The organism is Roseibium sp., assembly GCF_965233565.1.
Taxonomy (GTDB): domain Bacteria; phylum Pseudomonadota; class Alphaproteobacteria; order Rhizobiales; family Stappiaceae; genus Roseibium.
This window is the reverse complement of record NZ_OZ247494.1, coordinates 828,312-850,370: the sequence shown is the minus strand read 5'-3', so window position 1 is coordinate 850,370 and position 22,059 is coordinate 828,312. Positions and strand designations below refer to the sequence as shown.

The 22,059-nt window shown below is 59.6% G+C and carries 21 protein-coding genes; 14 read left to right on the top strand and 7 right to left on the bottom strand.

The window, feature by feature from the left end; translation table 11 throughout:
• The first annotated feature begins 177 nt into the window (after nt 1-177).
• Nucleotides 178-522 (top strand): GIY-YIG nuclease family protein, encoded by a 345-nt coding sequence (locus ACO6TG_RS04090; RefSeq protein ID WP_422376992.1) that lies wholly within the window; start codon nt 178-180, stop codon nt 520-522.
• A gap of 199 nt (nt 523-721) precedes the next feature.
• Here the strand turns inward: ACO6TG_RS04090 and rpe are convergent, their stop codons facing one another.
• The 3 genes from rpe to ACO6TG_RS04075 form a co-directional block, all read right to left on the bottom strand.
• Complete coding sequence (gene rpe, locus ACO6TG_RS04085) at nt 722-1,393, bottom strand: ribulose-phosphate 3-epimerase (protein ID WP_422376991.1); 672 nt, start codon at nt 1,391-1,393, stop codon at nt 722-724.
• 121 nt (nt 1,394-1,514) lie between these two features.
• On the bottom strand, nt 1,515-2,258 hold the full coding sequence (locus tag ACO6TG_RS04080; RefSeq protein WP_422376990.1) for a DUF2259 domain-containing protein: 744 nt from the start codon (nt 2,256-2,258) through the stop codon (nt 1,515-1,517).
• A gap of 77 nt (nt 2,259-2,335) precedes the next feature.
• Nucleotides 2,336-3,301 (bottom strand): sodium:proton symporter, encoded by a 966-nt coding sequence (locus ACO6TG_RS04075; protein WP_422376989.1) that lies wholly within the window; start codon nt 3,299-3,301, stop codon nt 2,336-2,338.
• Between the two features lie 107 nt (nt 3,302-3,408).
• Between ACO6TG_RS04075 and ACO6TG_RS04070 the strand changes: the two genes are divergently transcribed.
• The 4 genes from ACO6TG_RS04070 to ACO6TG_RS04055 all read left to right on the top strand — a co-directional run bounded on the left by ACO6TG_RS04070 (nt 3,409) and on the right by ACO6TG_RS04055 (nt 6,294).
• Complete coding sequence (locus ACO6TG_RS04070) at nt 3,409-4,677, top strand: NAD(P)/FAD-dependent oxidoreductase (protein ID WP_422376988.1); 1,269 nt, start codon at nt 3,409-3,411, stop codon at nt 4,675-4,677.
• Between the two features lie 148 nt (nt 4,678-4,825).
• Nucleotides 4,826-5,134, top strand: a complete 309-nt coding sequence (locus tag ACO6TG_RS04065) for a PepSY domain-containing protein (protein ID WP_422376987.1) — start codon at nt 4,826-4,828, stop codon at nt 5,132-5,134.
• 200 nt (nt 5,135-5,334) lie between these two features.
• Nucleotides 5,335-5,907: a helix-turn-helix transcriptional regulator gene (locus tag ACO6TG_RS04060; RefSeq protein ID WP_422376986.1), complete on the top strand. Its 573-nt coding sequence runs from the start codon at nt 5,335-5,337 to the stop codon at nt 5,905-5,907.
• A gap of 111 nt (nt 5,908-6,018) precedes the next feature.
• The gene (locus ACO6TG_RS04055) at nt 6,019-6,294 is read left to right on the top strand and encodes a PepSY domain-containing protein (protein ID WP_422376985.1); all 276 of its coding nucleotides are present in this window, start codon (nt 6,019-6,021) and stop codon (nt 6,292-6,294) included.
• Nucleotides 6,295-6,424: 130 nt separating this feature from the next.
• On the opposite strand, the gene ACO6TG_RS04050 is transcribed toward ACO6TG_RS04055, so the two are convergent.
• Nucleotides 6,425-6,904, bottom strand: coding sequence for an Lrp/AsnC family transcriptional regulator (locus ACO6TG_RS04050; protein ID WP_006939550.1), 480 nt, complete (start codon nt 6,902-6,904; stop codon nt 6,425-6,427).
• Between the two features lie 147 nt (nt 6,905-7,051).
• Here ACO6TG_RS04050 and ACO6TG_RS04045 point away from each other — a divergent pair, with 147 nt between their 5' ends.
• Nucleotides 7,052-10,573 carry an indolepyruvate ferredoxin oxidoreductase family protein gene (locus tag ACO6TG_RS04045; protein ID WP_422376984.1) on the top strand — a complete coding sequence of 1,174 codons (3,522 nt, stop codon included), beginning with the start codon at nt 7,052-7,054 and terminating at the stop codon, nt 10,571-10,573.
• An 86-nt stretch (nt 10,574-10,659) separates the two neighbouring features.
• On the opposite strand, the gene ACO6TG_RS04040 is transcribed toward ACO6TG_RS04045, so the two are convergent.
• On the bottom strand, nt 10,660-10,878 hold the full coding sequence (locus ACO6TG_RS04040; RefSeq protein ID WP_422376983.1) for a hypothetical protein: 219 nt from the start codon (nt 10,876-10,878) through the stop codon (nt 10,660-10,662).
• A 448-nt stretch (nt 10,879-11,326) separates the two neighbouring features.
• On the opposite strand from ACO6TG_RS04040, the gene ACO6TG_RS04035 reads away from it, so the two are divergent.
• The 3 genes from ACO6TG_RS04035 to ACO6TG_RS04025 all read left to right on the top strand — a co-directional run bounded on the left by ACO6TG_RS04035 (nt 11,327) and on the right by ACO6TG_RS04025 (nt 15,650).
• Nucleotides 11,327-12,412, top strand: a complete 1,086-nt coding sequence (locus tag ACO6TG_RS04035) for a DUF2336 domain-containing protein (RefSeq protein ID WP_422376982.1) — start codon at nt 11,327-11,329, stop codon at nt 12,410-12,412.
• A gap of 158 nt (nt 12,413-12,570) precedes the next feature.
• Nucleotides 12,571-14,967, top strand: a complete 2,397-nt coding sequence (locus tag ACO6TG_RS04030) for a mechanosensitive ion channel family protein (protein WP_422376981.1) — start codon at nt 12,571-12,573, stop codon at nt 14,965-14,967.
• A 116-nt stretch (nt 14,968-15,083) separates the two neighbouring features.
• The gene (locus tag ACO6TG_RS04025; RefSeq protein ID WP_422376980.1) at nt 15,084-15,650 is read left to right on the top strand and encodes a hypothetical protein; all 567 of its coding nucleotides are present in this window, start codon (nt 15,084-15,086) and stop codon (nt 15,648-15,650) included.
• Between the two features lie 7 nt (nt 15,651-15,657).
• Here ACO6TG_RS04025 and ACO6TG_RS04020 read toward each other — a convergent pair whose 3' ends face one another.
• Nucleotides 15,658-15,795 carry a hypothetical protein gene (locus ACO6TG_RS04020; RefSeq protein ID WP_422376979.1) on the bottom strand — a complete coding sequence of 46 codons (138 nt, stop codon included), beginning with the start codon at nt 15,793-15,795 and terminating at the stop codon, nt 15,658-15,660.
• A 58-nt stretch (nt 15,796-15,853) separates the two neighbouring features.
• On the opposite strand from ACO6TG_RS04020, the gene ACO6TG_RS04015 reads away from it, so the two are divergent.
• From ACO6TG_RS04015 to ACO6TG_RS04005, 3 genes are all read left to right on the top strand, one after another.
• A complete protein-coding gene (locus ACO6TG_RS04015) occupies nt 15,854-16,420 on the top strand; it encodes a hypothetical protein (RefSeq protein ID WP_422376978.1) in 567 nt (188 codons plus the stop codon).
• 159 nt (nt 16,421-16,579) lie between these two features.
• The gene (locus ACO6TG_RS04010) at nt 16,580-17,629 is read left to right on the top strand and encodes a hypothetical protein (protein WP_422376977.1); all 1,050 of its coding nucleotides are present in this window, start codon (nt 16,580-16,582) and stop codon (nt 17,627-17,629) included.
• A gap of 7 nt (nt 17,630-17,636) precedes the next feature.
• A complete protein-coding gene (locus tag ACO6TG_RS04005; protein ID WP_422376976.1) occupies nt 17,637-18,512 on the top strand; it encodes a hypothetical protein in 876 nt (291 codons plus the stop codon).
• A 100-nt stretch (nt 18,513-18,612) separates the two neighbouring features.
• Here ACO6TG_RS04005 and ACO6TG_RS04000 read toward each other — a convergent pair whose 3' ends face one another.
• Nucleotides 18,613-19,812 carry a multidrug effflux MFS transporter gene (locus ACO6TG_RS04000; protein WP_422376975.1) on the bottom strand — a complete coding sequence of 400 codons (1,200 nt, stop codon included), beginning with the start codon at nt 19,810-19,812 and terminating at the stop codon, nt 18,613-18,615.
• A 319-nt stretch (nt 19,813-20,131) separates the two neighbouring features.
• Between ACO6TG_RS04000 and ACO6TG_RS03995 the strand changes: the two genes are divergently transcribed.
• Together ACO6TG_RS03995 and metF are read left to right on the top strand one after the other, a co-directional pair.
• Nucleotides 20,132-21,142 (top strand): ArsR/SmtB family transcription factor, encoded by a 1,011-nt coding sequence (locus ACO6TG_RS03995; protein WP_422376974.1) that lies wholly within the window; start codon nt 20,132-20,134, stop codon nt 21,140-21,142.
• 1 nt (nt 21,143) lies between these two features.
• A complete protein-coding gene (gene metF / locus ACO6TG_RS03990) occupies nt 21,144-22,055 on the top strand; it encodes a methylenetetrahydrofolate reductase [NAD(P)H] (protein WP_422376973.1) in 912 nt (303 codons plus the stop codon).
• Nucleotides 22,056-22,059: the final 4 nt, after the last annotated feature.

The window sequence follows — 22,059 nt, the reverse complement described above, 5'->3', positions numbered from 1 at the left end:
GGGTTTGGTAACCGCTCGGTTTCTGCCGATTGAAACAGCGCTTAGCGTCCATCTCTTTCCAGTGACAGCCAACTTCCAGACCTCATCCTGAGGAAGCGCGTTAGCGCTGTCTCGAAGGATGGGCTACTTGCTCAGTGTTTCTCGCAATGGTTGTGACTGCTGTGTTAAGCATGTCGTATGAGTGCGACCGTTTACATTCTGCGCTGTGCCGATGGCAGCTACTATGCCGGGGTCACTGAAAAGGACCTTGAAACCCGCCTAAGTGAACATCAGCAAGGTGTTTATGACGGCTTCACAGCGCGCCGTCGGCCGCTGACGCTTGTCTTTAACTGTCACTTTGAGCGGATCACGGACGCGATTGCCTTTGAGCGTCAGGTCAAGAAATGGCGGCGAGAAAAGAAGGAGGCGCTGATCCGGGGCGATTTTGAAGCGCTTCCGAAGCTTTCTCGGCGAGGGAAAAAACACAGTAATATTGCCGGAGAAAACGGGGAGCGAGCGGCCCCTCCTTCGAGACGGACCTAGCGGTCCTCCTCAGGATGAGGTCTGAGGGTGTGGCACTACCGAACAGTTAGGTTTGTGGGACTTTAAGGCTCAGACGGCAATCTTTGGTATCGGTTCATCCTGCAAATTCTGGCAATGCAGCAATCAACGGCCTCATCCTGAGAAGGGCCGCAGGCCGGTCTCGAAGGATCGGCCGTTTGCGGCCGTCTACGCCATTTCCCTAAGCTTCTGCCGCCGCCTTGCGGATCGCCGAGATATTCTCCCGGTAGCTCTCCACGGACCCGCCCTTGAAGACGGCAGAGCCGGCCACAAGCACATTGGCGCCGGCAGCGGCCACGAGCGGGGCGGTCGCGGGGGTGACGCCGCCGTCGATTTCCAGATCGATCGGACGGTCGCCGATCATCTCGCGGATGCGCCGGGTCTTTTCGACCTGGGACTCGATGAATTTCTGTCCACCGAACCCCGGGTTCACGGTCATGACCAGGATGAGGTCGAGCCGGTCAAGCACATATTCCAGAACATTTTCAGGGGTGGCCGGATTGAGCGACACGCCGGCCTTCTTGCCGAGGTTGCGGATGGCCTGGAGCGAGCGGTCGAGATGGGTGGTTGCTTCCGCATGCACCGTGATGATGTCCGACCCGGCCTTGGCGAAGGCTTCCAGATAGGGATCGCAAGGTTCGATCATCAGGTGGGTGTCGAAGATCTTGTCGGTATGGGGCCGGAGTTTTGCGATCACGTCCGGGCCGAAGGTGATGTTGGGAACAAAATGGCCGTCCATGACATCGAGATGGATCCAGTCGGCGCCGGCCTCCACCACGTCGCGGACCTCCTGGCCGAGTTTGGAAAAATCGGAGGCGAGGATGGACGGAGCGATCTTGATGTCGCGCGGCATGGCAGTCTCCCGAATGGCCCGTGCGGCCTCGACTTGGGCCGCGGAAATCTTGTGCCGCCGCGCTAGCATTTCTGGCCCTTGCGGGCAAGGCGGCGCGGCAGGCATCAATCGGTTTAGTTGCTCAAAGCCGTCCGGTAATCGCCAGATACCGTCTGTCCGGACCTTCAAATCCGACACTGTCCATCTGAAGGAGGACGGCAAAAACCGGCGGTGCTTCGGCAGGGAAGAAGGTCACGAACCGCTCGATCCGATAACTGAGCGGGCACTTGCGGCTCTTGGGAACGGATTTGTCTTCGTTGAGAATGCGCGTAACGCCGTCATGCACCATGGTGAGGCGGAAGCCCCTGGTTTCCGCACCGTAGCCCTGGCACTTCGCGTCGGGCAGCGCGTATTCGGACAGGGTGAGCTCCACCGGGCTGTCCCCCTCCTGAAAGAACACACGTGGGGCGACGACCATCTTATGGGGATCGGATGTCAGTTCCGTAAGCGGACTGAAGCCGACCGTGTCGCCCTTGCCGGCGATTGCCTTGTCCTTCAGAAGTGGTTGTGCGGCAAGGCGGTTCTCAGAGCGTGCAGCCGTCAGTGCGTTGTCGGCGGCGTCCCCCAGGCCCACATCGACGTCCTTGCGCAGGCGGAAAGGCGAGGGTTTCACCCAGCTGTCGCCGATGACATCCACCACGAAGATTTCCGAATAGGGAAAGCCGGAGCCATCCTGGAAGCCGTATTGTTCAAAGGCGAAGAAACTGCCGGTCTTGGAAAAGCCGAGCACATGAAGTTTCGCCGTGTCGCCGGCAAAGGCTGCCGGGGACAGAAGACCGGCAGTGACGAGAAGGGACAGGCATCTGAGTGCGCGGAGAAAAGTCACGGACAGGCTCCTTCAAGGGTCGGTTGGTGTCATCCTGAAGCGGCAGATAAGCATAGCATGGCCATCGAAAAGACCAGCTACGTCACACTTCCGGCGTTCGGCCCGCAGTAGAGCCGCACGAAGGGTTTCAGCATCATCGGCAGCATGTAGATCGGGAACTGGCCAACGGCGAACCAAAGCCAGGTGAGTTCGGGCAAGGTGCCGCCAAGGGCGGCCACCATCAGGCCCATGTTGCGGGTGCCGCAGGTGTGTGCGATGGCATAGGCGTCTTCGCGGCTTGCGGGCGCGAAGAGAGCAAGCGACAGCAGCATCTGCACAAGCGCCAGCGCAAAGGTGAGGGCGGTCAGTCCAAGCGTAAAGCCAGGCTTTGCCGCAAAGCTCGCCGCGACCCCGTCCATGGCAGCAATTGCGAAGACCAGAAGCAGCAGAACGTTCAGTCCGCTGATGTGGTGGGAAGAGCGTGCCAGCCGTTCACGCCCGGCCAGTCGGCGGAAGACAAATGACAACAGAAAGGCGCCGACCAGAAGAGCGGACAATTGCAGGGCCAGGCCGCCGACGCTCAAGGGCAGCGCCGCGCCCAGCATGAGTTCCCCGACAAGGGGAGCGGTCAGAGGGGTGACGATCAGTGCGGCGACCGAGAGCGCAAGGCTCAACGTGCCGTCGAGGCCCAGCAGGTAGATAAAGGCCGGAGCGGCCATGACGGGCGGTGCCGCGGTGGCAATATAGAGCGCAAGGACGATGTCGGGGCCAAGGGTGTCCGGGCCGATGGCCAGAATGGCCAGCCAGGTCAGGAGCGGCGCGCCAAGCATTGTCCAGACAAGAGCTGCGATCAGCAGAGCCGGGCGGCGCAGGCGACGGACGATGGCGTCCTGGTCAACGCGCAGGAAAGCAAGCGTCAGCAGACTGAACACAGCGACGGCGAGATACGGGCGCAGGTAAGCGGACAGGGCGGGCAGGGCGACGCCGATAAAGATACTCACAACAAGTGCGGCCGTACCGTGGCGTCCAATCCACGCAAGGCCTGCCCCGATCATCCGAATCATCTAGTGTTGTCTCCTGGCGTGGCTTTCTTGGCAGGTGTCTCGGCCCGAATTGACGGATGGCGGGACCTCAAGCAAGACCCAATGACCCTGGACCGACCGGAACAGGTATGACAGCAAAAACAAGACAGACGCAATCCTTTGACGTGATCGTGCTTGGCGCCGGCATCGTCGGCGTTACCACAGCCCTGCACTTGCGCCGCCTGGGACTGGAAGTGGCTTTGGTCGACCGGAAACATCCGGGGGAGGAAGCATCGTTTGGCAATGCCGGCATTGTTCAGCGCAACGGATTCGTCCCCCACAAGGTGCCGACGCACCCGCTGAAGCTGCTTGGCATATTTCTGGGCCAGTCCAGCGCAGTTTCGCTTGATCCGGCCACCGTGCTCCGCTTGCTGCCATGGATCAGGCAGTTCCAGAAGGCGGGCAGCGAGCGCGGTGCGGAGATCTATTCAAGAGTGGTTGCGCCCTTGAGAGCGTTCGCGGTGCAAGAGCATCTGGAGCTGGCACGCAGCACCAATGCCGACCGCTTCTACCGCCAGGGTGGCTGGCTGCATCTCTATCGTAGCGAGGATGGCTTCAAGGAGAGCAATGCGGAGCGCCAATACGCCAGGGTGTTCGGCGTTGCCTATGATGAACTTGGAGACAGCGCGATCAATGCTCTGGAGCCCGGACTGAAAACCGGCGGGCTGAAGGCTCTGCACTGGCTGGAAAGCTGCTCCGTTTCCAATCCGGGGGCAGTGGTCGACGCGTTCTGGCGAGGTTTCATTCGGGAAGGAGGCAGCTCCTTTCGGGGCGACGCGCGGCGGCTGACCCGCCACCGGAGCGTCTGGCAGTTAAGCTGTGAGCGCGGTGAGATCACGGCTTCCCAGGCCGTGGTGGCGCTGGGTGCCTGGTCCGACGACCTCCTGACGCGGCTCGGCGAAACCTATCCGCTTGCCGTCAAACGCGGTTATCACATGCATTACCGGCCTCTGTCCGGGGCGTCGCTGTCTCGTCCGGTCGTCGATGTTGAAAACGGGTTTGCCCTGACACCGACGGACAACGGTATTCGCCTGACGACAGGTGTGGAACTTGCGGCGCGTGACGCACCGCCGAATCCGGCGGTCCTGAAACGGACAAAAAGGCGGGCCGAGGAGCTGTTCCCACTCGGCCGAAGTCTGAAAGACGAAGTCTGGATGGGATGCCGGCCGTGCCTGCCCGATTCCCTGCCGGTCGTGGGGCCGTCTCCGTTGACGCCGGGCCTGTGGCTGAATTTCGGTCATGCCCATGACGGCTTCACGCTTGGACCGATTACTGGACGTCTGCTCGCTTCAATGATCGCGGGCAAGGACCCGTTGCTCGATCCGGCTGGCCTGTCGCCGGGACGTTTCTTTCAATAATCTTCTTCTAAACCTGCCTAAACCTTGGTTGAGCCGCGGGTTTATAAGCCTTTGAGGGATGGTGCGCCCGGCGTTCGACGGGCAAATCGGGAGCAACGGCGCTGACATTGCCGTTGGCCCGAATTTCCAACCGCCAAAGGACACCCCCATGACGCTCCCGATCAAATCTACCGCGTTTTCCCTGTTCTCCTTAACCGGATTTCTGGCCGGGACAAGCTTTGCCATGGCCGCTGTTTCCGTCGGCGATACGCTTGGCACGACGGAGGAGGAGATCCGCGCCGCGCTGACCGCCGAAGGCTACAAGGTGGAAGAGATTGAAACCGAGAAAGGTGAAATTGAGGCCGAAGTCTCTCTGGATGGCAAGGAGATGGAAGTTGTTGTCGATGCCAAGTCCGGCCTGGTTCTGGAAATGGAACTGGACGATCAGGACGAGGATGGCGAGAAAGACGACGACTGACATCTGACCGGCCAACCCCGGCCGGACCCGCCGTGGTCCGCCCCGACCACCCGGCCGGGGGCCAACCCGAATTCTGCCATCGGTGCACCATCCGATAAACAGCCTTGGTTTACCCCTGGAAACACCGCATCATACGGCCCATCAGACCGGCGTCGCGGCTGACGCTCTCATGCCTGCCTTCAGGGAGATGATTTCGAATTATGCCGACCTTGCCCAACTGGAAAATTGCCTGGCCCTGGCTTCTCTTCGGTCTGCAGGCGATTTGCGTTTTTTTTCTCGTGACGGAGGAAGTGGTCGACTGGGTCTGGGGGGAAAACCCTGCTTCGGTGATCGGCAACGACATCGTGGAAAACCTGGTCGTGGCGGCACTGGTCGTCAGTCTGGTGGCCACCGGCTTTGAAGTACGAAAGACAATGACCCGTCAAAAACGTCTGGAACAACAGGTCAAAGCCGCCTCCGGTGCCTTTGCCACGATGCTGGAAGAGCATTTCGAGACCTGGGGTTTGACACCGTCCGAATGTGACGTTGCCCTGCTTGCGTTGAAGGGGTTTACAATCTCTGAAATCGCCTCAATTCGCAAAACCGCGGAAGGAACCGTGAAGGCTCAGTGCAACGCGATTTACAGGAAAGCCGGCGTGTCGGGCCGTCCGCAGCTGCTGTCCCTGTTCATTGACGAGTTGCTCTATGGTTCCCTGATTTCTGAAAATGATCCGGATACAAAGAAACCGGACGCCTCCGGGTCAGTTTCGACCTCACACCCGCAAAGGGTTTGATGTGGATTGCATTCCGGCTTGGCCCAACGTGTCCCATTTGTAATTAGGAAAGTTGCCCGGGCTTCCCATCTGTGTCCCGAACAATGGTGAAAACCCAACGGGAGACACGAGATGTTACCAACCCTGCGCCATGGACTTGTGGCCGCAATTGTTCCTGCTTTTCTGGTGGTTTCGGGGCAGGTGGCCCTGGCACAGGTGCAGCCCGGTCATTCGGTCGGCCTGAAGATTTCCGAGATTGCCAGGAGCCTTGAGGACAATGGTTACGAGATACAGGAGATCGAGGTCAAACCCGACCGTGTCGAGGTTGAGGTTGTGATCGAAGGCGAGAAACTGGAGATCAAGGTCGATCCTCAGTCGGGCCTCGTCACGCGCGTTGAACACGACTAGCCGCGATCACTGAGTGCACGAGAACCGGGGCCACTAGAACCGGGTCCACTAGAACTGGGTGCACCAGAACCTGACGAGGGACCAAAACGCAGACGCACTGTTGGCGTCCGCGTCCTTCCCTGGCCCTGTCTCAGCTCTCGCGCAAAGGCAGAGCCACCGTATCCTTGACCGTATTGACGACGATACGCGATTGCACGTCGGACACCAGCGTGTTGTCGAGCAGTTTCAAACGCAGAAAATTGTCGTAGGTTTTGATATCATCGGTGACGACCTTGATTAGGTAGTCGACGGCACCGGTGATACGCTCGCATGTGACGACTTCCGGCCAGTGATGCACCAGCTTGTCGAAAGTTTCCATGTTCTCGCGGCTGGGAACAGCAAGCTTGACGAAGGAATAGGCCACGAACCCGAGACCGACGGATTCGCGGTCGATAATGGCGGTGATCTGGCGGATGATCCCCTGTTCCTTCAAGCGCTTGATGCGCCGCCAGCAGGGTGTTTGGCTCATGCCCGCTTCCTTTGCGACTTCGGCAATGGAGAGCGAAGCATCCCGCTGCAGGACGCGCAGGACACGTATGTCAGACGGGTCGAGAAGATATTTGTCGGTCATTGGTTATTTTAGGAATTTTTATTCTGCCCCTGGATGATTGCCCGTGACGATAGCACAGAATTTGCCGGAGAAAAGGATGATATTAATCTGAAAGAGAGGTTGCCGCCGGGCCTGGCCGCCCCAGGTGCGGTATGAGGAGGAATTCGGATGAATGTGCATATGCCAACCGTGACCCTGGAGGACAAATATGTCGCCACGGAAGGGCGGGTTTATCTGACGGGCATACAGGCACTGGTCCGGCTGGCGCTCGACCGGGCCCGTCTGGATCGGGAGGCCGGTCTGAAGACCGGTGGGTTCATCTCCGGGTACCGCGGCTCGCCGCTTGCAGGCTATGACACCGAACTGATGCGCGCGCACCGACATCTCCAGGGTTATGACGTTGTCTTCAAGCCCGGGGTCAATGAAGAGCTTGGTGCAACGGCCGTCTGGGGTAGCCAGAAATTGCGCGGTGAAGGTGGTGTGGGCCGGCCAACCGCCTATGACGGGGTCTTCGGGATCTGGTACGGCAAGGCACCCGGGGTGGACCGTGCCGGCGACGCTCTGCGTCAGGCCAATGCGTCCGGAACCGACCGCAACGGTGGCGTTCTCGCGCTGGCCGGGGACGATCACCTGGCCAAATCCTCCATTCTTCCGGCCCAGAGTGAATTCTTCTTCGAACATGCCGAAATGCCTGTGCTTAATCCGGCAGACATTCAGGAAGTGCTCGACTACGGCCTTCATGGGCTGGAAATGTCACGCTTTACCAGCTTGTGGACCGCACTGATCTGTGTCGCAGACACGATGGATGCGTCTGCCACCATCAACGTAGCGCCCAACCGGCTGCGGCTGGTGCGTCCGCTTGAGGGCGATCCGCGCAAGGACTACCGCCAGAACCGCGACCTGCTTCTGGGCAACCGGCTGGAAACAGAGCGTCTGGTGCGCGATCTGCGTGTGCCGGCCGCCCAGGCCTATGTGCGCACCAATGGCCTCGACCGGGTCGCCTTCGGCACCCGCAGCAACGCCAAACTGGGGATCGTGACCTCCGGCAAGGCCTATAGGGATCTGCTTCAGGCTCTCGACCTGATGGGTATCACCGAGGATTTCGCCAGGCGTCTGGGGCTCGGGGTCTACAAGGTCGCCATGACCTGGCCGCTGGAACCGCTCGGCCTGCGCGAATTTGCCCGCGGTGCGGAACGCCTGCTGGTGGTCGAGCACAAGCGTGCCTTCATGGAAACGCAGATCAAGGAAGTCTCCTATCACTGGCCGGAAATGAGCCGCCCGGAAATCTGGGGCAAGCGCCGCCCGGACGGGGCTCCGTTCCTGTCCGACGTACTGGAGATTTCGGTCGCCGAACTCATCGAAGGGCTGATGAAGTGGTTGCCCGCGGACGTGGTCAACGACGAAATGCGCGCCGTTGCTGCGCGGATGAACAAGCAGGCCATGTGGGCCCAGGGGCACGCGGAACGCGCCGCCCGCATTCCCTATTTTTGCTCCGGCTGCCCGCATTCGACCTCGACCAGGACACCGGAAGGCTCCCGCTCGATGCCGGGCATCGGCTGCCACGCCATGACCGAAATGGCGGGCCGCACAACCGAGGGGCAGATCGCCATGGGTGGTGAGGGGGTGCTCTGGGTTGGCCAGCAGCCGTTCTCCGGCGACAGCCACGTCTTTGCCAATGTCGGTGACGGAACCTATTTCCACTCCGGCATCCTGGCCATCCGTCAGGCGCTCGCGGCCAAGGTGCCGATTACCTACAAGGTGCTTTACAACGACGCCGTTGCCATGACCGGTGGTCAGAAGGTCGATGGCCAGCTGACCGTGCCGCAGATCACCCGCCAGCTGGAAGCAGAAGGTGTAGAGCGTATTGCCATTGTCTCTGAAAACCCGGAAGGCTATGGCTCCTGGTCGCCGATTGCGCCGGGCACGAAGGTACATCACCGCGATGAACTGATGGATGTGCAGGAAGAGTTGCAGACATATCCGGGCGTTTCCGTGATTGTCTATGACCAGACCTGCGCGGCAGAAAAGCGCCGCCGGCGCAAGCGCGGCTCCTTCCCGGATCCGGACATGCGTCTGTTCATCAATGATCGCGTCTGCGAGGGCTGCGGTGACTGCTCGGTCCAGTCGAACTGTCTGTCGGTGGAACCGCTGCCGACCCCGTTCGGAGAAAAGCGGACCATCAACCAGTCCAGCTGCAACAAGGATTTCTCCTGCATCAAGGGCTTCTGCCCCTCCTTTGTCGAGATCGACGGCGCCGCGCTCAAGAAGCCGAAAAAGGCCGATGTTGATGTCGACGTCCTGGTCGAAGCGCTGACGCAGCCGGAGTTGGCGTCGCTGGAGCGCACGCAGAACACGCTGGTTGCCGGTATCGGTGGCATGGGTGTGACCACGATCAGCGCGGTGCTGGCCATGGCCGCTCATGTCGATGGCAAACAGGCCTCGACGCTGGACATGACCGGTCTGGCGCAAAAAGGCGGTCCGGTCACCTCCCATGTCCGCTTTGCCGCGCTCGACAAATCCATCGAGGGACCGCGTGTGCCGGCGGCAAGCCTGGATCTTCTGATTGCCAGCGACATGGTGGTCGCTGCCAATGCGGACCAGTTGGCGCTCGCCCATCGGGGTCATACGCTGACGGTGGCCAACACCAAGGTGGCGCCGACTGCGGAATTTGTCCTGAAGCAGACGCTGTCCTTCGACGAGCAGCGTATGGACAATGCCCTGCGCCAGGCGTCGAGCACATATCTGCCGGTGAATGCAGCTGATGTTGCCGAAAAACTGCTGGGCGATGCCATCTACGCCAACATGCTTCTTGTGGGCATGGCCTATCAGAGTGGTGCGTTGCCGATCTCCGACTACGCCATCGAGACCGCGCTGGAGCTGAATGGCGCTGCAGTGAAGAACAATATCAAGGCGTTCCGGGCCGGGCGGGTCCTGGCGGCCGAGCCGGAAAAACTGCTTTCCTCGCTGCCGTCGGAAGCCAAGCCACGGGTCTTTTCGCTGGACGAAAAGATTGCGTTCAACGCGGCCGAGCTGACCGCCTATCAGGATGGCACCTATGCGGACCGGTATCTTTCTCTGATTGCCAAGGTAAAAGCCGCCGATGAAGCTCACGGCCCCGGCACTCTGCGCCTGACCCAGACCGTCGCCGACATGCTCTACAAGGTGATGGCCTACAAGGACGAATACGAGGTGGCCCGGCTTTATTCCGATCCGGCCTTCAAGGAGAAGATCGCGCAGCGATTTGAAAATCCGCGGCAGCTGAAAGTGCATCTGGCGCCGCCAATGCTGGCGCACCGGATTGATCCCAAGACCGGTCGTCCGGAAAAGATCGCCTTCGGGCCCTGGATCTTCAGTGCGTTCAGGCTGCTGGCCGGGTTCAAGGGCATGCGCGGCAAATGGTACGATCCGTTTGCCCGCACCGCCGAGCGCAGGGCCGAACGAGCGCTGATCGTTCAATACGAGGCCGATATTGCCGAAATCCTCAACCGGTTACCGGACAGAAATTACGGTCTGCTGGTCGAACTTGCCCGGGTGCCGGATCTCGTAAGGGGCTTTGGACCCGTGAAAGAGGCCAATCTGGAAAAGGCCGCCGACAAACGCCGCCACCTGCTCAGCCAGCTCCACAAGAGCAATGACGATGGCAGCGACGATCAGGTGGGGACCAAGGAATTTCTGGCAGCGGCGGAATAGGCTGGACGTTCCTTCGGAACATGATGAACTCAGACCCGGTGCCACAGGGCGCCGGGTTGTTTGTTTTTGAATGCCTTTCGGCGACTTCAGCTCCAGAGACCGCTGATTTGCGGCCGTTGCCGTTCCTCTTCCCGTGCGCGCAATCCGTTGTCTGCCAGAACGTCGGCGAGCAGGTCATGCGGAATTGCACCATAGGCCGGTTTTTTCCGGAACAGCTGTTTCAAAGCCGTCGCCCAGTTTTCGAGACCGCGGGAATCGCTGGAGGGCGGGACCAGATGAAGGTGTGCGGGGTGCGGGCGGGGCATGGCTCTCTCCATTAAAAAAGAATTTCCTTTCTTTATATGGGGAGGCAAATCAACTCATCAATAAGGAAAGAAAATTATTTTTTAATTCAGTTACGCATGGCGATCCGTCGCGGTTTTCCGCGATAGAAACCGGCATTTGGTTCTTTAACAGGTGGGTAAATGCCAACCACCCAAGTCGCGCACCAGCGCTGCCCGGAAGCTTTTTTCGCAATTATTTTTTTACAATTTCAGCTGGCTATTTACCCATCGTTTCCTTGCTGGAAAAAAGGAATAATATATAAAAATCAACTACCTATACTGAATACATGGCATATGTGTAGAATTCTCAGAAAGTTTTACAAAAAGACGATTACATTCTCGAAAAGCGCGTTTCGACCTTCTTTAAATCTCACCTTCATTTTCGGTACCAACGCCGGACCGGCACCCTTTTGACAACTGGTATCGAAGAATGACTGAAGCGTTGAAAACAGAACTGGTGAACTTCTCGGAGCTGACCGGTGAAGCTGGCAGCGCCCGTCGGGCCGAATTGGCCCGGCATGTCGCAACGCTGTTCGCCCTGACCTCCGACCGTTGTTCGGATGAACAGGTTGATATCTATGACAGCGTGCTGCTGCGTCTTGTTGACATGGTCGAATCCGAGGTGCGTCGCTACGTTGCCGAACAGATGGCCAGTCTGCGCCGCGGACCGGAAGAAACCATCCGCCGCCTGGCAGATGACGACATTGAGGTTGCCGAACCGATCCTGCTGCGGTCAACCGTTCTGCGAGACACCGACCTGATCAAGATCGCGGAAAAGCGGGGCAACTCCCATCGGTTTGCAATTGCGCAGCGCGAGGTGCTTTCCGAACAGCTGACGGATGTTCTGGTGCGCCAGGGCGACCTGAAGGTGAAGCGCAAGGTTGCCAGCAATGACGGTGCCAGCCTGTCGAACCTGTCGATCATCTCCCTGATCAGTGATGCGGCGTCCGATGCCACTTTGCAGCTTTCGCTGAGCGAACGCGCCGACCTGGCAGAAGCCCATATTGCCAGCCTGATCTCCGTGGCGAGCGAAGAAGTGCGGCGCAAGCTGCATGCGCAGGGTCGCGGACAGGAGGCGGCACGGGTCGACGAAGCCGCAGACGTCGCCGCACAGCGCATGTCGAACCAGTACTGGCTGGGCCGGTACGACTTTGAAACCGCGCGCAGCCGGATCCTGCTCCTGGCCAAGCGCGGCATGGTCAATGAAGCGGCGCTGCGCCGGTTTGCCTCCGAGGACCGGTTTGCCGAAGCGGTGGCGACATTTGCCTGGCTGGTGCGCTGCGGGGTCGAGGAAGTCAGCCACTGGATGGTCCGGCCGGATCCGGAGCCCTTCGTTATCCTGGCCAAGGCCTCGGGCTTTTCCTCCATCACGGTCGGCTCGCTGCTCGGCATCGGCCCCTGGCGCCACCGTTTGACGCCGGAAGTGCGCAGCGACGCCATGGCAACCTTCGAACGCATGACCATCGCAGAAGCCAAGCGCAAGATGGCGCATTGGAGCAACAACGTTCTGCACTGAATTTACCAGCGAGGCGCATCCTGCTGAGACCTGAAGCCCGGCTCGTCAGAGCCGGGTTTGTTTTTTGATCCGGTCCCTTTTGGCCCAGTTTCTTTCAAATCAAACAGATCCGTGCAAAGAAGGACGCAGTTTTTCATGCGACTCGACACGGAGCTCTCATGCGTCTGCCTTATACGCCCAATCATTCACTCGATCTGAAACCTGCCCGCGTCTGGCACGGGGTCCGGTTTCTGAGTGTCCTGTTCACTATCCTGCTTGTTTTCAGCGCCGCATCCCTGCCTGTTCAAGCACAGGGCCTGACCGGTGTGATCTCCGGCATGGCCGCGTCAGGCGAAACGGAGGACAAACCTGAAAACGGCAAGGTGGCCACCGAAACGGATGATGACGAAGCCTCTCATGAAGAGGGCGACGAAGAAGGCGGTGGAATTCTGGGTTCCGTCGACGAATTTGCCGATGAGGCGGTTGCGGCTAGGGACGTCTTCAAATCCATCCTGAAGGAAATTCCGACCATCCACGACACGATGCTGGAAACGCTGCAGGACGAAGGTGAGGGGCAGGGGCTGAGCTGGATTCCCGCCGCACTGATCGACATCGTCATTGCAGCCGCTTTCGGCATTGCAGCGTCCATTCTGCTTGCGCGCTGGGGACGGCGCCAGTTTGCCTCCATGTACAAGGAGGATGTCTATTCGCGGTCCGACAAGATCATCTATCTCTATCTGCGCGCCCTTTTGATGATCGTCGGCGTCATTCTGTTCTTCGCCGTTTCAGTCGTAGTCTTCCTCCTGATCGGATCCGGACTGGAAGCGGCCAACGAAACCGCCATGGTCGTGTTCGGAGTGGTCGCAGTCTTCATGGCACTGAGGATCATCTGGCTCAATCTTCTGGTGCCTGATGCGGAAAGCCACCGGTTGATTTCCTTTACCAACGCCGAGGCGAACGGCCTTTACAAGAGCCTTCTGGTTGGCGCAGGTGTCTCGCTGTTTGCGGTCGCTTTCTGTCTCTGGATGGAACGACTCGGATTGAATGAGGACGCGCACAAGGTTGCTCTCATCGGCGCGTCGGCCCTGTCCATGATCATTCTGAGCGGCATCGCTCTTGCGTATCGCAAGGCGATCGCCCGGTTGATCCGGGGCGAGGGGGACGTGCCCGTCTGGCGGCGCTTCATCGCCGGGTCCTGGCACTACATCGCGATTTTCTATTTCGTGATCGCCTGGGGCATTTCCGCGGTGCGCATCCTGCTTGATCTGCCGGATGCCACCGGCCTCGTCGGCGCGCCGCTCCAGGTGATCCTGTTGGCTGCGATCGTCTACGGTCTGCTGATCCTGATCATCGACCGCGTGTTGCTGCCACGTCTCGATACGGCCGACGCGCAGGCGAAGATCGCGGAAGACATTCAGCGCGCCGAAGAGAACGAAGGAGCGGGAGACGAAGATCCGGAAAGCGCTCAGGCTCAGGCGCGGGCGGAAGCCGCCGAACGAGAAGCGATGCGATCCCCCTTCCGGGACCTGTTCGACCGGGGGGCCGCGATCATTGTCGTTTTCGGTGCCATTGACATACTGGCTCACCAATGGGGCGTGCCGCTTGCCGGCAGCGGTTCCCTGATCGGCTCCTTCATCGAGGTGCTGCTGGTCGTGTTCCTGGGCTACATGGCCTACGAGGCGGTCAAGATCGTCATTGATCGCCAGATTGCCAAGGAAGCGCCTGCCGAAAAGGACGAAGAGGCCGAGGTTGGCGGCGCGGGCGAAAGCCGGATTGCAACGCTGTTGCCGATCTTCCGGAATTTCCTGCTGATCACCATCGTGGTGATTGCGGCCATGGTGGTGCTGGCGGAACTCGGGGTGAATATTGCGCCGCTCTTTGCCGGTGCGGGTGTTGTCGGTCTGGCCATCGGCTTCGGTGCCCAGACGCTCATCCGGGATATTTTCTCTGGCGCCTTCTATCTGATCGACGATGCCTTCCGGAAAGGCGAATATATCGACATCGGCAGCGCAAAGGGCATGGTCGAGAAAATCTCGATCCGGTCCATGCAGCTGCGCCACCATCGCGGCGCGCTGACGACGATCCCGTTCGGGGAAATCCAGCAGGTGGAAAATTTCTCACGCGACTGGGCCGTTATGAAACTCGCCTTCCGGGTCACGTACGACACGGACGTGGAAAAGATGCGCAAGCTGATCAAGAATTTCGGCAAGGAGCTTCTGGACGACGAGTATTACGGGCCGATGTTCCTGGCTCCGCTCAAGTCCCAGGGCATCATGTCGATGGAAGACAGCGCCATGATCGCACGGGTGAAATTCACCACCAAGCCGGGCAAGCAGTTCGAGCTCAGGAAGATCGTCTATGCCGGCCTTCGGGATCTGTTTGAACAGAACGGCATCAAGTTTGCGCATCGCCAGGTGACCGTGCGGGTCGCAGGGGAGGACGGTGAGGCGCCTACGGACGCTCAACGGGCAGCAGCCGCTCAGGCCGCAGCCCAGGCAGCGCTCGCCGGCGGTGCAGCCCATAGCAGCTTCGATGACCTTGAAGGAGACAACGGTGGCGGAACGGACCAGATCTGACCGGTACGCCACCGGCAAAACGGCCTGATTGCACGAAGCCGCACGATTGCTTTGTGCGAAGGCTCTGTCACGATGATATGCTTCCCTCTCACCAGGTCCAGGCATTGGGGGGAAGCATGCTCAGAAGTGGTTTTGCCGGAATGGTTTTCGGTCTCGGACTTGCCGGAACAGCTTGGGCGGGTCCCTTGCAGGACAAGGCAGGGGACGCGGAAACGGCGCTGGCTGCAGGCAAGGGCGTTGAAGCCATCCAGCTGATGCGGGAAGCTCTGTCTGACGTCTGGAAGGAGGCGCCGCTCGCCATTCCGACGTCGACTTACGTCGTGGCCCCAGCAGACGGCTATGGCATCTACACCGCGCGGGACGACAACAGTTTTGCTGAAGGTGAACCACTGTTGATCTATCTTGAGCCGGTCGGCTTTGACTGGAAGCAGCAGGACGGGCTTTACAACTCCCTTCTGACGGTCGATTTCGATCTGACGTCCCCGGACGGCAAGGTGCTCGCCGGTCAGAAGGGCTTTGGCCGGTTCGATTTCAAGAGCCACGTGCCGAACACCGAGTACATGGCGAACCTGACACTGAATGTCAGCGGTGCACCCGCCGGTGACTATGTGCTTGTCTTGACGGTCAATGACGAACATGGCGGTGGTTCGGCGAAAGTCGAACTGCCTTTCTCGATCAAGTAGGCCGTATTTACTTGTCTTTCGACTGAAGCAACTCTCTGGCCCAGGCAAGGGTCAGGACTTGCTCTTTCAGAACGCCGAAATGCAGCACGTTGCATTGGCCCGTCAGGAAGTGTCGGCAGTCACCGGTGTTTGTGATGGAGGCCACAGCCTTTTCTGCCAGTTCCGTCAGGTTTTGCTGACCTGATCATGTTTTGGAGCTGGCAATGGTTTTGAAATTCTTTGGAGGGCTGCTGTTAAGCGCCATGTGTGTCGGACCGGCTCAGGCCGGTACGATTGTCGACAAGGCTGTTGCGGTGGAAGAGGCAATTGACCGCGGAGACACTCTGGCTGCGGTGACGCTCATGCGATCTGCGTTTCTGGAGGCGCGACAGAACCTGCCCGTGGCCATCGCCAGATTGGCCTATGTCACCGACACGGTCGGTCCACTTGGCCGACCTGAAGAACGCGGCAGCCATGTTTTTTCGAGCGGGGAAACATTGCGGCTCTTCGTGGAACCCCAGGGACTGGACCTGGTTTTCGCAGATGGCCAATACTCTGTGGACTATGTGATCAGCGCGCAGGTTCAGTTGTCCGATGGCACGCCGATCATGAACAATGACCGGTTCGGCGAAATGAAGATCAAGAGCCGGGGAACCGATCCGGGTTCCTATGCCAACCTGAAGCTGGACCTGACCGACGCGCGCGCGGGGAACTACACTTTTCTTGTGAAAATCAGTGACCAGATCGGCAAAGATGAGGCGACGGCTGCTTTGCCTTTTGTCGTCCGGTGATCGTGCAAACGGCAGGATAAGACCGGTGCAATGGCGTGTTATCACATGAAGGCGTGGACCTCTGCCGCGAAATCCTTTATCGCTCCCGGCGGGAATGCCAATCCGCGGCGGCGCAAGGTTATGAGCTGACGCGCATTGGTGCGAGACAACGGAACCGGAATGCGGATTGGATTTCAGGCAGGCACTTTGAACGAGCGTGGCATGAGTGTCGCGCTTCACGACTATGCGCTTGGGGTCCAGGACAAGCTCGGTCACGAGGCCTTCGTCTTTTACAAGGCAGCCAAGAGCACACCATCCGTGGTGGAGAAATTCGGACAGTCCCTGACCATGGTGCCGGTCGAACCGGGAGTTGACGCTCGCCGGGTCAGCGAGCCGCTGCAACTCGACTTCTGCTACTACATTCGCGAGGGGCGCCTTGGTCCGCTGGACGTTGCCGCGAACAGATCAGGCGTTCATTCCGTGTTCCGCCATTTCGAGCCGCATGGCGATGTCTATGCCTATGTGTCGGACTGGCTGGCCGACTGGATGACCGGCGGACTTGCCCCGGCCGTACCGCATATTGTCGATCTGCCGTTACCGACCGGCACGCTGCGCGCCGAGTTTGGCATTCCGGCGGACGCTCATGTGGTGGGACGCTATGGCGGCGCTGACCAGTTCAACATTCCGTTTGCGCAGGCAGCTGTTGAAGAGGCATTGGGCAAACGGGCGAATCTCTGGTTTCTGTTCGTCAACACGCACAAGTTTATCGATCACGAACGCGCGCTGTTTCTGCCGCCGATCATCGACCCCTTGGAAAAGTCGCGTTTCATTGCAACCTGCGATGCCGGGCTCAACGCCAAGAAAATCGGCGAGAGTTTCGGACTGGCCATCGCGGAATTCCTGATGTTCGGCAAACCGGTTTACAGCTGGGCCGGCGGGATGGATCAGAACCATGTCGTCATGACACCCAAATCGGAGTGGATCTACCGGACGCAGCGGGACCTCGTGCGCCTGCTGTCACACTATACGCCGTCCCTGCAGGATTCCGATCTTGCACGTGATTCCGTGGCGGCCTATCTGCCGGGTCCCGTCATGCAGAAATTTGACGAGGTGTTCTTGTCCGGGAAATGGTCTGCGGACGGTCTCACATTGCCGGCCTCGTTCAAGATCAAGCGCTATCTCCAGGAAAAGGCGCTCAGGGCGCAATTCAGACTATGGAAGAGCCTGTAGGCCGGACATGAAGCTTTACGACTGTTTTGTCTTTCACAACGAGTTTGATCTCCTGGAAATCCGTCTGCGGGAAATGGAGGACCATGTCGACCATTTTGTCCTCGTGGAAGCCAACCAGACGCAGCGCGGCGGCGCCAAACCTTACTATTTCGCCGAAAACCGGGAACGTTTTGCGCCCTGGGCCGACAAGATCATCGACCTGCAAATCGAGTTTCCGGCGGAATTGCCCCCGGCGCTCGGGGTTTACAAGAACCGGCGCAAAAAAGACTGGGAGCGCGAGAACTATCAGCGCAACTGCATCGGCCAAGCGCTCGAAGACTGTGCGCCGGACGACCTGATCCTGTTGTCGGATGTGGATGAAGTTATCCGCAAGCCTGTCCTTGCGAAGGTGTTGAACGATAGGCTTTACAGGAACCGCCTTCTGGTCTTCGAGCAGAGCCTGCACAAGCATCATCTCAACCGGATCGTTCCCGGCAAGACCTGGCTGCTCGGCTCGCGCATGATCGAAAAGAAATACCTGACGACGCCGCAGCAGCTTCGGCGCACAAAGGCGCGGCTGACCAAGAAGAGTTATGTTCCCGGATTTCTGACCCAGCCTTTCCTCAGGATCCGCAACAACAACCTCTCCGGCATCAGCCGTCCGGTCACGATTGTTCCCGATGCTGGGTGGCACTTCTCGTCGATGGGGGGACTTGAAGCTTTCAGAACCAAGCTTGCCTCCGTGGTGCACGGGCAGACGGTCGATACCAGCAACATCGAGGAGCTCTACGAGCGGGAGCTGATCGGCACCGAACTTGTTCCGCTCAAGGATTTGCCGCGCTGCGCCCGCGACGGAGCATTTGCTCACATGCTGGAGACCGGCGAACGGGCTCCGGCAAGCTGAGACAAGCGTCCGCGAGCATAGGTCGGTCAAAGGGGCGCCCGGTGTTCACCTCCCGTGACAGCAGGTCATGGGCCTTCGAACCGCTCCCGTCGGGCGCGACCTACGTGCCCTCGCTGCCGTAAAAGTGTTCGTAGCGACGGGCCGCGACGGCGGCAACGAGCGCGATCGTTGCCGATCCAAGCATGATCACCAGCAGGCCATAGCGGACATTTTCATCAGACAAGGTCATCCCGGCGATCCAGGACATGATTGCGCCTGACATGACCGTGAAAGCCCCTGCCAGGCCGGCCGCGCTTCCGGCGAGCTTGGGCCTGACAGACAAAACGCCCGCATTGGCGCTGGGCAATGTCAAGCCGTTGGAGAGCCCGACAAGCATGCAGGGACCGAAGAGGGCCAGAACATGGTCTACCCCGGTCGCGTAGAGGCCAAGACCAAGCAGGAGGCCTGTACAGGCAATGATCCGGCCTGTGAGCATCATTGTGGTCAGCCGAACGCGGCCGGCAAACCGTCCGGACAGAAAACTGCCGATCATGAAGCCGCCCGTGATGGAACCCATGAAAAGACCAAGCACGCCCGGTGACAGGTCGAAGGCCGCGTTGGCCGCGAGCGGCGCGCCGGCCAGGAAGGCGAAAAAGGCACCGATCGAAAAGCCCATGCAGACCGTGTACGCCCAGAAGCGGCGTGATTTTATGAGCTCAGGGTATGTCCGGAACTGTTCGAGGATCGTGTCGGAAGGCGACCGGTTGGTTTCTTTGAGGTCAAACCAGCACAATACCAGCACCGAGACACCAAAGACTGCCAGGAACCAGAAACTGGCCCGCCAGCCGAAGGTTTCGTCCAGCAGGCCGCCGAAACCGGGGCCGAGCATGGGGGCAACAGCCCAGGCCATCGCGATGTAGCCGATCTTGCTGGCGGCATCCTGCTTGCTGGTCGTGTCGCGCACGACGGCGAGTGCCACGGCATAGGTCGGGGCGATGACGGCCTGGATCAGCCTGAAGGTCAAGAACCACCAGATGTCCCGGGCCAGAATGCAGCCGAGTGTTGCAACCAGGAAAATCACAAGTCCGCCCAGGATGACCGGCCGGCGGCCGAATCGGTCGGAGAGCGGCCCAAGCACCAGTTGCAGGATGGCCGAGACGGCGGCATAGGCCGCCAGGGACAGGCCGACAATGGCGTAATCCACGTCGAACTCTGCAGCCATGTTGGTCAGCGATGGCAGGAAGATGTTGATGGGAAGGATGCAAAGGGCCGACAGCAGGATCAAGGTGGAGAGGCGTGGGCCGGCGGCGGGACTTTGCATGATCGGGGCACATCTGGGTCAGCGAAATTGAACAATGAGCTGTCGGTGCCGATGACAACGCCGTTCTGCATCTCGAGCCTCCCCAGACAACAGACCGCCGATCCAATTTGCAATGGTAATCTGTGGCTGGTCCTTTCGACGTGCGTACGCAGTGTCGGGAAACTGGCCGCTGCATGAGGCGGAACACGGCTTTTTACCCGGTGAATTTGGTCATATTAGGCGCATATAAACCAATCCATGTCGCAAATGTTTTGATCGCTTGCATCAACTGAGCGTTTGATATAAAGATATCTTTATATCGACATTGATGGCGAAGCTGATGACTGATGAGCATACCCTTTCCGTGGAAGACACTCTGACAGCCCTTCGGGCCGTGGGCGAGACGACACGTCTTCGCCTGATCGCCCTGTTGGCGGAGAGTGAGCTCACGGTAAAGGATGCGACCGCCATTCTCGGTCAGAGCCAGCCCCGTATTTCGCGCCATCTGAAGCTTCTTGCCGAGGCCGATCTGATCAAGCGCTATCCGGAAGGATCCTGGGTCTATTACCGGCTGGCCGACGGCCCTGCCGGGCAGCTGGCGCGTGACCTTGTCGCCCGCATCTCGACCGATGACGCTGTCCTGGCTGCCGACCAGGAGCGCTTTCAAGGCATTCGCAAGGCCAAGGCGGAAGAGGCGGCTGCCTATTTTGCCGCGCGCGCGCTCACGTGGGATCGCGAGCGGTCGCTGCATGTCTCAGAAGAGGATGTTGAGGCCGCCATGCGGGCGGCGCTTGGCGACACACCGTTCCAGTCATTTCTCGATCTGGGGACCGGAACGGGCCGTCTTCTCGAGGTGTTCGCGGACCAGTACACGACAGCCCTCGGCATCGATGCCTCCCACGACATGCTGGCTGTTGCCCGGGCCAATCTTGCCAAGGCAGGCCTTTCCAATGCCCAGGTGCGCCATGGCGACGCCTATGCGCTCAACGTGCCGCCGCGCTCCTTTGATGTGGTGACCATCCACCAGGTGCTGCACTTTCTGGATGAACCGGCACGAGCGCTCAGTGAAGCTGCCCGGGCGCTGCGCCCCGGAGGCCGCTTGCTGATCATCGATTTTGCCCCGCACGAGCTTGAATTCCTGCGCGACAACCATGCCCATCGCCGTCTTGGATTTGCCCATGACCAGATGGAGCGTTGGCTGGATGCGCTTGAACTGGATCTGGAACAGGTGACCGACCTGGTTCCTGGAGAAGACAACGAAACCAACCTGACCGTTACCCTCTGGCTTGCCCGTGATCGACGCATCGTCACCGACCTGCCAGCAAGAGATACGTCCCGAGAGGTCGCCTGAAATGACTGACACGTCCAACCGCCGCTCGCATCAGGCGGCTCCGTCGCCGATCACCGCGTCGTTCGAGTTCTTTCCGCCCAAGAGCGACAAGATGGCCGAGACGCTGTGGAACACGGTTCAGCGGCTGGCCCCGCTTGCGCCGTCCTTTGTCTCCGTGACCTATGGCGCCGGCGGGTCGACGCGTGAGCGCACGCACAAGACTGTCGAACGGATCCTGAAGGAAACGGATCTTGCGCCTGCGGCTCACCTGACCTGCGTCGGGGCATCTCAGGACGAAGTCAACGAGATCGTTCGGGAATACTGGGATCTGGGCGTTCGCCATCTGGTGGCCCTGCGCGGAGATCCGCTGGAAGGAATCGGCTCGCGCTACGTGCCTCATGAAAGCGGCTATGCCTACGCGACCGATCTCGTCGCAGGCATCAAGAAGATCGCCAATTTCGACATTTCCGTCTCCGGATATCCGGAAAAGCACCCGGAAAGCGGCTCCTGGCAAAAAGAAATCGACAATCTGAAGCGCAAGGTGGATGCCGGGGCCGACCGGATCATCACGCAGTATTTCTTCGACAATGATCTTTTTGATGCCTATCTCGACCGGATCGCGGCCGCCGGCATCAACATTCCTGTGATCCCGGGCATCCTGCCGATCCACAATTTCGAGCAGACCATGGTGTTCTCCGCCAAGTGCGGCACTTCGATCCCGCAATGGCTTGCCCGTCGCTTTGCCGGCCTGAAGGACGATCCGGAAACCCGCAAGCTGGTCGGTGTCTCGGTGGCCTGCGAACAGGTCATGGATCTCGTCGACAAGGGCATCAACGACTTCCACTTCTACACCATGAACCGCGCCGATCTGACTTATGCCATCTGCCACATGCTTGGCATGGGACGGCAGGAACCGGAAAACCTGGCAGCCTGAAACC